Below are 9,011 nucleotides of genomic sequence, written 5' to 3'. Positions count from 1 at the left end.
CGCGCCGCCCGCGCCGCCCGACGCCGAGCCCGCGCCGCCGGCACCGGCGCCCGCCCCCGGCACGACCTCCCCGACCGCGGGCACGTACACCTGCTCGCCGTCGACGAGAGCGCGCGCGAGGTTGACTCCCCCGAGGTCCGCGTCGTCGAGAGCGCCGCCGGCCGCGGCGATCGCGTCGACGACGCGGTCGCCCAGTCGCACCTCGACGATGCCCGGCTCGCGGACGGAGCCCAGCACGTGGACGATGAGGGCCGCCTCCGTCGGCGCGCCCCCGGCATCCCCGCTCGCCGGCGGCGCCAACGGATCGAAGGGGGCCGCGGACGGAGAGGCGCCCACGACGCTCGTCGACCCGCCGGGCGCGAGCAGCGCGCTCACGACGGCGGCGCCGACCCCGACGAGCGCGAGCACGACGACCGCGCCGACCGCCGCCCGCACGCGCGGGCTGCGCCGCGGAGGGCCCGCGGGGTGGTCGTCAGGCGCCTCGGGGTCTCCGCTCACGCGGGCAGGCTAGGCACCCTCCCGACAGCGCGCGGCCCGGGCGGAAGACTCCGGGGAGTCCTCAGCCGCGCGTAGCGATGTTGACGACGCGCGGGGCACGCACGATGACCTTGACGATCTCGCGGTCGCCGATCGACCGGACGACGGCCTCGGACGCCCGCGCGAGCGCCTCGAGCTCGTCCGAGCCGATGTGCGGCGAGACCTCGAGCCGGTCGCGCACCTTGCCGTCGACCTGCACGACCGCGGTCACCGAGTCCTCGACGAGGAGGAGCGGGTCGGGCTTGCGCCAGCCGGCGAAGGCCACGAGGTCGTTGCGTGAGGCCGCGCCCGAGCCCGAGCGCGCCGTCGAGCCGTCCGCCGCCGGGGCGACGCCGTGCCCGAGCCGCGCCCACATGTCCTCCGCTGTGTAGGGCGCGAAGAGCGAGAGCGCGATCGTGACGGCCTCGACGGCCTCGCGCACGGCGGGGTCGCCCGCACCGGGGCCCGAGTCGACGGCCTTGCGGATCGCGTTCACGAGCTCCATCGTGCGCGCGACGGCGACGTTGAACTTGAACGCCTCGACGAGCGGAGGAACGTCGGCGAGGAAGCGGTGCGTGACGCGGCGCAGGGCGACGTCGCCGAGGTCGAAGTCGACGCCGACGGGCGCCGAGACCTCGCCCGCGAGGCGCCAGGCCCGCGCGAGGAACTTCTGCGAGCCCGTGACCGACACGTCGCGCCAGTCGATGTCGTCCTCCGGCGGGCCGGCGAACGCCATCGTGAGGCGCACGGCGTCGACGCCGAAGCTGTCGAGCTCCTCGGTGAAGTAGACGAGGTTGCCCTTCGACTTCGACATCTTCGCGCCGTCGAGGATGACCATGCCCTGGTTCAGCAGCGCGCTGAACGGCTCGGTGAAGCTCACGTAGCCCATGTCGAAGAGCACCTTGGTGATGAAGCGCGCGTAGAGCAGGTGCAGGATGGCGTGCTCGATCCCGCCGACGTACTGGTCGACGGGCGCCCACTTCTCGGCCTCGCGCGGGTCGAAGGCCTGCGTGTCGTCGGTCGGCGAGAGGAACCGCAGGAAGTACCACGACGAGTCGACGAAGGTGTCCATCGTGTCGGTGTCGCGGCGGGCGGGCCGGCCGTCGGGCGTCGTCGTCTCGACGAACGAGGCGAGACCGCCGAGCGGCGAAGTGCCCTTCGGCTTGAGGTCCATGCCGTCCTCGTACGGGAGCAGCAGCGGCAGGTCGTCGAGCGACAGGGGAACCTCGGTGCCGTCCTCCGTGTACATGATGGGGATGGGCGTGCCCCAGTACCGCTGCCGGCTGATGAGCCAGTCGCGGAGCCGGTAGGTCTTCGCGGCGCGACCCGTGCCGCGCTCCTCGAGCAGCTCGATCGCGCGCCGGATGGCGTTCGACTTCGACAGCCCGTCGAGCGGGCCCGAGTTGATCATGCGGCCGTCGCCCGTGAGCGCCTCGCCCGTGACCGACGGGTTGAGCTCGGGGATGTCGCCGGATTCGAGCATCTCCGGCGTGATGACGGGGATGGCGCCCGTGACGGGCGCGAGGGTGTCGACGACCACGCGCACGGGCAGGTCGAAGCGCCGCGCGAAGTCGAGGTCGCGCTGATCGTGCGCGGGAACGCCCATCACGGCGCCGTGGCCGTAGTCGGCGAGCACGTAGTCGGCCGTCCAGACGGGGATGCGCTCGCCGCTCACGGGGTTGATCGCCCAGCGATCGAGCGGGATCCCGGTCTTCTCGCGGGTCGCGTCCTGCCGGTCGATCTCCGACTTCTTCTGCACCTGCTCCAGGTAGTCCTGGAACCGCATCCGCACCTCCGGGCTCGATCCGGCGGCGAGCTCGGCGGCGAGGTCACTGTCGGGGGCGACGACCATGAAGGTCGCGCCGAAGAGCGTGTCGGGGCGCGTCGTGAAGACCGTGACGGGGCTGTGGTGGCCCTCGATGACGAAGTCGACGTCGGCGCCGGTCGAGCGGCCGATCCAGTTGCGCTGCATCGTGAGGACCTTCGCGGGCCACGAGCCCTCGAGCTGGTTGAGGTCGTCGAGCAGGCGGTCGGCGTAGTCGGTGATCTTGAAGTACCACTGGGTGAGCTTCTTCTTCACCACGACGGCGCCCGAGCGCTCGGAGGTGCCGTCAGCGAGCACCTGCTCGTTGGCGAGCACGGTCTGGTCGACCGGATCCCAGTTGACCCAGCTGTCCTTGCGGTACGCGAGGCCCTTCTCGTACATCTTCAGGAAGAGCCACTGGTTCCAGCGGTAGAAGTTCGGGTCGCTCGTGTGCAGCACGCGGGTCCAGTCGAAGCTCGCCGCGTAGCGCTTCATCGACGCGCGCTGCTGCGCGATGTTCTCGTAGGTCCAGATGCGCGGGTCGGCGCCTCGCTTGATGGCGGCGTTCTCGGCGGGCAGACCGAAGCTGTCCCATCCGATGGGGTGCAGCACCTGGAAGCCCTGCTGGCGCCAGTACCGCGCGACGACGTCGCCGAGCGCGTAGACCTCCGCGTGGCCCATGTGCAGGTCGCCCGAGGGGTACGGGAACATGTCGAGCACGTACTTGCGCGGCCGTGCGTCGGTCGGGTCGTCGACCGAGAAGGGCTCGAGGTCGTCCCAGATGGGCGTCCAGTGCGCCTCGATGCGCCGGAAGTCGTAGTCGTTCTCAGCGCGGTCGTCGTGGGCGCGGTCAGCGGCGCGGTCGTCGTGCGGGCGATTCTCGGTCACTCGTCCGAGCTTACTGGGGGTCGGCGGTGCGCTCCGGCCGGGCATCCGGCTCATCGCGCACGCCGAGCGCGGTCAGGAGCGAGCGCGCCTTCAGCCGCATCTCGGCGACCTCCGCCTCGGGCTCGCTGAGCGCTGTGATGCCGCCGCCTGCGCCGATCGTCGCGACGCCGTCGGCGACGAGGATGCTGCGGATCACCATCGCGAGGTCGGCCGAGCCGTCGACGGCGAGGTAGCCGAACGCGCCCGAGTAGACGCCGCGCGGTGCCCCCTCCCACGCGGCGAGCAGCTCAATCGCGCGGCGCTTGGGCGCGCCCGTCATCGACCCCGCGGGGAAGCACGCGGCGATCGCGTCGAGCGCGTCGAGCCCCGCGCGCAGCCGCCCCTCGACGGTCGAGACGAGCTGGTGCACCTGCGCGTACGACTCGACCTCGAGCAGGCCCGTCACGACGACCGATCCGAGCTCGCTCACGCGCGAGAGGTCGTTGCGCATGAGGTCGACGATCATGAGGTTCTCGGCGCGCTCCTTGTCGCTCGCCTCGAGCTCGGCGATAAGCGCGGCGTCGGCGTCGAGGTCGGCTCCCCGCGGGCGGGTGCCCTTGATGGGGCGCGTGCGTGCGCGAAGCCCGCCGCCGGGCCCGGGCTCGGGCTCAACGCGCAAGAACGTCTCGGGGCTCGCGCTCACGAGCGTCGCACCCCCGATGCGCAGCAGGGCGCCGTGGTGCGCGGGGCTCGCGCGCCGCACCCGCCGGTACAGCTCGATCGCGTCACCCGGCTCGCCGACGGTCGCCGCCGAGGTGAGGCACAGCTGGTACGCCTCCCCCTCGCGGATCGCCTCCTGGCACTGCCGCACGAGCTCCGCGTAGCGCGCGTCGTCGTCGCGCCAGCGGGCGGTGCGGGGCGCCGGGTCGACGGGCGGCGGGGCGGATGCTCGACGCGCGCCCTCGACGACCGCGAGCATGCGCGCGCGCCAGTCGGCGAGCTCGCCGCTCCAGCCGGTGCCGGCGGCGTCGAGCGCGACGAGGTCGAGCGACCCGCTCACGTGGTCGAGCACGAGGCCGCGATCGACGGCGAGCCACGACGCGCGGTGCGCGGGCGGGGTCGCGGGGGCGGGCATCCCCATCGTCTCGTCGCCGAACTCGTATCCGAACCAGCCGACGAGGCCCAGGGGCGGGGCGGGGTCGGGAGCGTCACGGAAGAGAGAGGAGTCGGCGGCGGGCGCGGCCATCGCCGCGAGCGCCGCGCGCAGCTGCGGGAGGACGGGCACCGAGGCATCGAGCGGGAGGCGCGCACCGTCGACGGAGAGGAAGGAGCGACCGGTGCGGGCTCCGACGCCCGAGTCGAGCCACACGAGGTCGGCGTCCGGGTGCGCGGCGGCGAGGGCGAGCAGGATGCGCTCGGCGAGCTCGGGCGCCGTCGCGGCGTCGGTCGCGGGCGCGAGCCGGTGCCGCAGGAGCCCGTGACGCATACCCTGATCCTATGAGCGCGAGCGCCGAGGGACTGCGGCACTGGCGCGGGCACGACGCGAGCGCCGCCGACGACCCTTGGACGACCGTCGACTGGTGCGACGTCCACGCCGGCGCGCTGCTCGCCGCCGACTCGTGGCGCGTCGTCGACGGGCGGGTGCGCGGCCTCGAGCGGCACCGCGCGCGCTTCCTCGCCGCGATCGCGCCGTTCCGCGACGACGGCTCCGCGTTCTTCGACGAGGTCGTCGCCGCTCTTCCGCGGTCGGGCGACTGGTTCCCCCGCGTCGAGCTGCGCGCCCGCGGCATCCCCGCCCCGATCGTCGGCGATGCTGACGACGCGCCCGCCACGGGGCTGAGTCTGCGCGAGCGACCGACGCCGCCGACCGCCGAGGAGGTCGTCGTCGCGACCGCCCCGCACGATCCGCGCACGCGGCCGCTCACGAAGGGGCCCGACCTCGATGCGCTGCAGCGGCTCCGCACGGCCGTCCAGCCGCTCGGGGCGGGCGAGGCGGTCATCCTCTCCCCCGAGGGGCTCATCGTCGAGGGCGCCTACTCGGGTCTCGTGTGGGTGCGACCCGACGGCGTCGTCGTGCACCCGAGCGCGCGGCTCGAGCGGATCCCGAGCGTCACCGCGGGCATCCTTCTCGAGGCGGCCGCGGCCGACGGCGCGACGATCGAGGCGGCGGATGCTCGCCCGCACGATCTCGACGGCTGCGAGCTGTGGGTGCTCAGCGCCCTGCACGGTCTGCGCGTGGCGACCGCATGGGTGGACGGGCCGGAGCTCGTGCGCGAACCGGGTCGAGCGGCGCGCGCGCGGCGCTGGCTCGACAGCGCCGCGGAACCGCTGCCCCAAGTGCCGTAACGGTCTTCATCACCGAGTGTCCCCCAACAGGGGTACACCCACTCTGGGGGCCGACGGGCTCTCCCCTTTCGGGTCGAGCCACCCATACACTGAACCGAGCCGGTCGAGGGGTCCGGCCTGATGAGGGGGCAGAACGGTGTCGGAGGACGAATACGGGCGGGTGCCCGCGGGGTGGTACCCCGACCCGCTCGGTCTGCCGCAGCTGCGGTGGTGGGACAACCACGCCTGGACCGAGCACGTCTCCGATGCGCGTCAGCCCATGGTGGCCACGCCCGCACCCACGACCTTCGCCGACGACGATGAGCTGCCCACGCGCCGCGCGCGCCGCAGCGCCGAATCGGCCACCGACGCCGGCGACGCGGTCAACGACCGCCCGCTCGCGCACGTTCTGAAAGCGCTGCCCGCGCCGACGACCGAGTCGATGCCCGCGCTCATCGAGCCCGAGCCCGTCACCTTCGTCGCCGAGCCCGTCGCCGAACCCGTCGCCGAGACCTTCTTTGCGCCCGAGCCGGCCGTCAGCGAGCCAGCCGCTTCCGCTCCCCTGTTCGGCGCAGACTCCTTCGTCGCTCCCGAGCCCGCGCCGTTCACGCCGCCGCCCTTCGCCGCCGAGCAGGCCGCGCAGGCGACTCCGCAGACCGCCGCACCGCAGCAGGCCGCTCCTCAGCAGGCCGCTCCCCAGCAGGCTCCGCCGCAGCAGGCTGCACCGCAGCAGGCTCCGCAGACGGAGTCCCCGCGCCCCGCCGCGAACCCCGGCTTCGACATCCCCACGAGCGAGTCCGCGATGCGCGACGCGCAGTGGATCCCGATGCAGGAGGCCCGCGAGCAGCAGCCCGCGAACGCGCCCGGCCCCGTCTCGGCTACGAGCGCCGTCAACCACTCGGCTCCCGGCTCCGTGCCCGGCGCCCCCTCGCACGGCGGATGGCAGCCATACGGCGCCGACCCGCGCTCGGCGCAGTCGGCCGGTCACTACTCGGCCGCCCAGAACTCGGCGCCGCACCCGCAGGAGCAGTGGGGTGCGAGCCCGTACTACGCGCAGCACGCGCTCTTCCAGGACTCCGCGCCGCAGCATCCCTCGGCCGCCCGCTACGGCTCGGCGCCCGGCACCGGGAGCGCCGCGGGCTGGGGCTCCGCCCCGGGCGCACCGCAGTACGTGCCCTACGTGCAGGAGTCTCCGGTCGCCGCCATGCGCCGCGGCGCGATGATGCCCGGCGCCGCCGGCCCCGTGCCGCACGTGCACACGGGCGCCGCGTGGGCTATCGCGCTGCTGCCCATGGTGCAGCTGCTGCTGAGCCTGCTCGTCGTCGCCGCCTTCACGAGCGGCCTCGACCTGCCGATCATCACGGCGATCTGGCTCGCGCCCATCCCCGTCGTCGTCGCGCTCGCCTACTTCGACCAGCGGTCGCTCAAGCGCCGCGGCATCGACCGCACGGCGGGATGGTGGTGGTCGATCATCGGCGCCCCCGTCTACCTCGTCATGCGCGCCGTGAGCCTCGCCCGGTACTCCGGCGCGGGCTTCGCACCCGCCGCGGTCTTCCTGCTGCTCGTGGGGCTCCAGGTCGGCGCGATCATCGCCGTGCCCGGCCTGCTCATCTCGGCCGTGCCGCAGCTGTTCGCCGCCGAGGCCGCGAACTCGATCGAGCTCAACGCCCGCAGCATCGGGACCTCCGCCGAGGTCACGTGCTCGGGCACCCCGCCGCTCTTCATCGGCCAGCAGTACCGCTGCCCCGCGGTCAACGCCGATGGGACGACCTTCGTGGTCACCGTCAGCCTCCAGCGAGCCAACGGCTGGATCACCTGGCAGGTCGACGACTGGGGCGTGTACAGCCTCACCGAGTGATGAGACCGGGCCGCGTTCCGCTGCAGACGCATCCGAGGCCCACCGCAACCCCGCAGCTCAGCACGGCACAACCGAATAACTGCAGCACACGTCGCGTGGGACCCGAAACGTCGCGACAACGCCTCGCACACCCGTGCGAGGACGGGTTCCACACCGGTCGGGGGACCGGGAAGACACCTGGGGGAAGTCATGAGCATCACCGCACCGTCCCGCGTACCCGCGGGCTGGTACCCGGATCCGTTGAGCCGCACCGGCGCAGAGCGTCGCTGGTGGGATGGCGAGAAGTGGACCGAGTACACCGCACCCGTCGCCGTCCTCAGCGAGGCCGTCGAGGCCGCGGAGACCGTCGTCCTGTCCTCGACCGGGCCGGTCACGCTCCACGGCGCCGCCGCGACGCCCACCGCGCGCGAATCGGCGCGCAAGGCCGAGTCGATGCCGCTGCACACGATCGTGACGGCCTCGAGCCCGACGTGGGACGAGATGCCGCGCGTCTCGGCCGCGACCGTGTTCTCGCCCGACATCGTGCTCTCCGACGTCGTGCCCGCCGAGTTCCAGGACGCCTACGTCGCACCGGTCGCCCGCCCGCGCATGGCCGACACCTTCGCCTCGCGCGTCAACACGAGCGCCGTGTGGCTGTTCGTGCTGCTGCCGGTCATGCACGCCGCGTCGCTCTACTACGCGGTGACGGGCCTCCCGCAGGACGCGCCGCTCTCGAGCGTGCTCATGCTGCTCGCCCTGCCGTTCGTGCTCTACGCCGCGCTCGCGGCCCGCGACGCGCGCGCGCTCGGCGACGACGGCCACCTCTCGACCGCGCCGTGGGGTCTCGCGCTCGTCGCTCCCCCGGTGTACCTCGCCGTCCGGGGCGTCCAGGTCTCGCGCGCGACGGGCTCCGCCCCGTGGCCGCTCTTCACCTGGGTGCTCGTGCAGGCGGCGGTCGTCGGCGCCTGGTGGTTCTTCGCTCCCGAGACGCTCGCCGCCCTCCCGACCCTCATCTCCCTGCCGAGCCTGCTCGGCTGAGACCCCGGGCGCGCCGCCCCCCGACGCGCCCGGCCACTCCCCGAAAAACGCGCAGGCGCGCGTCCCCCCGACGCGCCCGGCGCATCCCCCGCTTCGAGCTCACCCCTCGAGCCGTCCTAGGCTCGAGGGGTGAGTCGTTCCTCCTGGCCCTCCCGGCACGAGCGCCGCCGCGGCGCGAGCCTCGAGGTGCTGCGCGCGGAGGCCCACGACGAGCTGCAGACCGTCGTCATGGAGCGCCTGCGCGACGGCGAGGACCCGTGGGAGTTCATGGAGGAGCTCCCCACGGTCGACGAGCTCGTGGTGTGGATGCTCCGCGCCGAGCTCATCCGCGAGGACGACGAGCGCCGCCCGAGCGCCGCCCGCGACTACCGCATGCTGCGCCAGATCGCCCTCGACCACCCGCCGCTCACGCGCACCGTCTGGACGATGCTCGGACGACTCGAGGCGGAGGCCGGCTAGAGCCGGTCGGGGTGCTGCAGCCCGGCTAGATGTACTCGGTCATGACGTTGGTGACACTCGGCTGATCGGTGGTTGGCCTCCGCAGGCGGTGTGTGCTCGAGCGTAGTTGTAATGCTCAAGCCAGGGCGCGAGGGCATCGTGACGGGCCTGGTTCGTCAGAAACGG

Annotated in this window: 7 protein-coding genes; 4 read left to right on the top strand and 3 right to left on the bottom strand. The window is 73.4% G+C overall.

Annotated elements, in window-relative coordinates:
- The 3 genes from Q7T15_RS01465 to Q7T15_RS01455 form a co-directional block, all read right to left on the bottom strand.
- On the bottom strand, positions 1-498 hold a 498-nt coding region (locus Q7T15_RS01465; RefSeq protein ID WP_304692550.1), incomplete at its 3' end, for an SLBB domain-containing protein.
- 61 nt (positions 499-559) lie between these two features.
- The gene (gene leuS, locus Q7T15_RS01460) at positions 560-3,208 is read right to left on the bottom strand and encodes a leucine--tRNA ligase (protein WP_304692548.1); all 2,649 of its coding nucleotides are present in this window, start codon (positions 3,206-3,208) and stop codon (positions 560-562) included.
- A gap of 10 nt (positions 3,209-3,218) precedes the next feature.
- Positions 3,219-4,673 carry an anthranilate synthase component I family protein gene (locus Q7T15_RS01455; RefSeq protein ID WP_304692546.1) on the bottom strand — a complete coding sequence of 485 codons (1,455 nt, stop codon included), beginning with the start codon at positions 4,671-4,673 and terminating at the stop codon, positions 3,219-3,221.
- An 11-nt stretch (positions 4,674-4,684) separates the two neighbouring features.
- Here Q7T15_RS01455 and Q7T15_RS01450 point away from each other — a divergent pair, with 11 nt between their 5' ends.
- The 4 genes from Q7T15_RS01450 to Q7T15_RS01435 all read left to right on the top strand — a co-directional run bounded on the left by Q7T15_RS01450 (position 4,685) and on the right by Q7T15_RS01435 (position 8,846).
- The gene (locus Q7T15_RS01450; protein ID WP_304692544.1) at positions 4,685-5,533 is read left to right on the top strand and encodes an aminotransferase class IV; all 849 of its coding nucleotides are present in this window, start codon (positions 4,685-4,687) and stop codon (positions 5,531-5,533) included.
- Positions 5,534-5,669: 136 nt separating this feature from the next.
- Positions 5,670-7,370 carry a DUF2510 domain-containing protein gene (locus Q7T15_RS01445; protein WP_304692542.1) on the top strand — a complete coding sequence of 567 codons (1,701 nt, stop codon included), beginning with the start codon at positions 5,670-5,672 and terminating at the stop codon, positions 7,368-7,370.
- A gap of 189 nt (positions 7,371-7,559) precedes the next feature.
- Entirely contained in the window at positions 7,560-8,387 is an 828-nt protein-coding gene (locus tag Q7T15_RS01440; protein ID WP_304692540.1) for a DUF2510 domain-containing protein, read from the top strand.
- Between the two features lie 129 nt (positions 8,388-8,516).
- Positions 8,517-8,846: a tryptophan synthase subunit alpha gene (locus Q7T15_RS01435; protein WP_304692538.1), complete on the top strand. Its 330-nt coding sequence runs from the start codon at positions 8,517-8,519 to the stop codon at positions 8,844-8,846.
- Positions 8,847-9,011 lie beyond the last annotated feature (165 nt).

The organism is Microcella sp. (assembly GCF_030645145.1).
Taxonomy (GTDB): Bacteria; Actinomycetota; Actinomycetes; order Actinomycetales; family Microbacteriaceae; genus Microcella.
The sequence above is the reverse complement of the archived record's forward strand: the minus strand, read 5'-3'. Positions and strand labels throughout refer to the sequence as shown.

What these genes read in the sequence shown, in the direction of transcription:
- Q7T15_RS01455 (WP_304692546.1), bottom strand. Translation starts at nt 4,673, where the DNA reads ATGCGTCACGGGCTCCTGCGGCACCGGCTCGCGCCCGCGACCGACGCC.
- Q7T15_RS01450 (WP_304692544.1), top strand. Translation starts at nt 4,685, where the DNA reads ATGAGCGCGAGCGCCGAGGGACTGCGGCACTGGCGCGGGCACGACGCG.
- Q7T15_RS01440 (WP_304692540.1), top strand. Translation starts at nt 7,560, where the DNA reads ATGAGCATCACCGCACCGTCCCGCGTACCCGCGGGCTGGTACCCGGAT.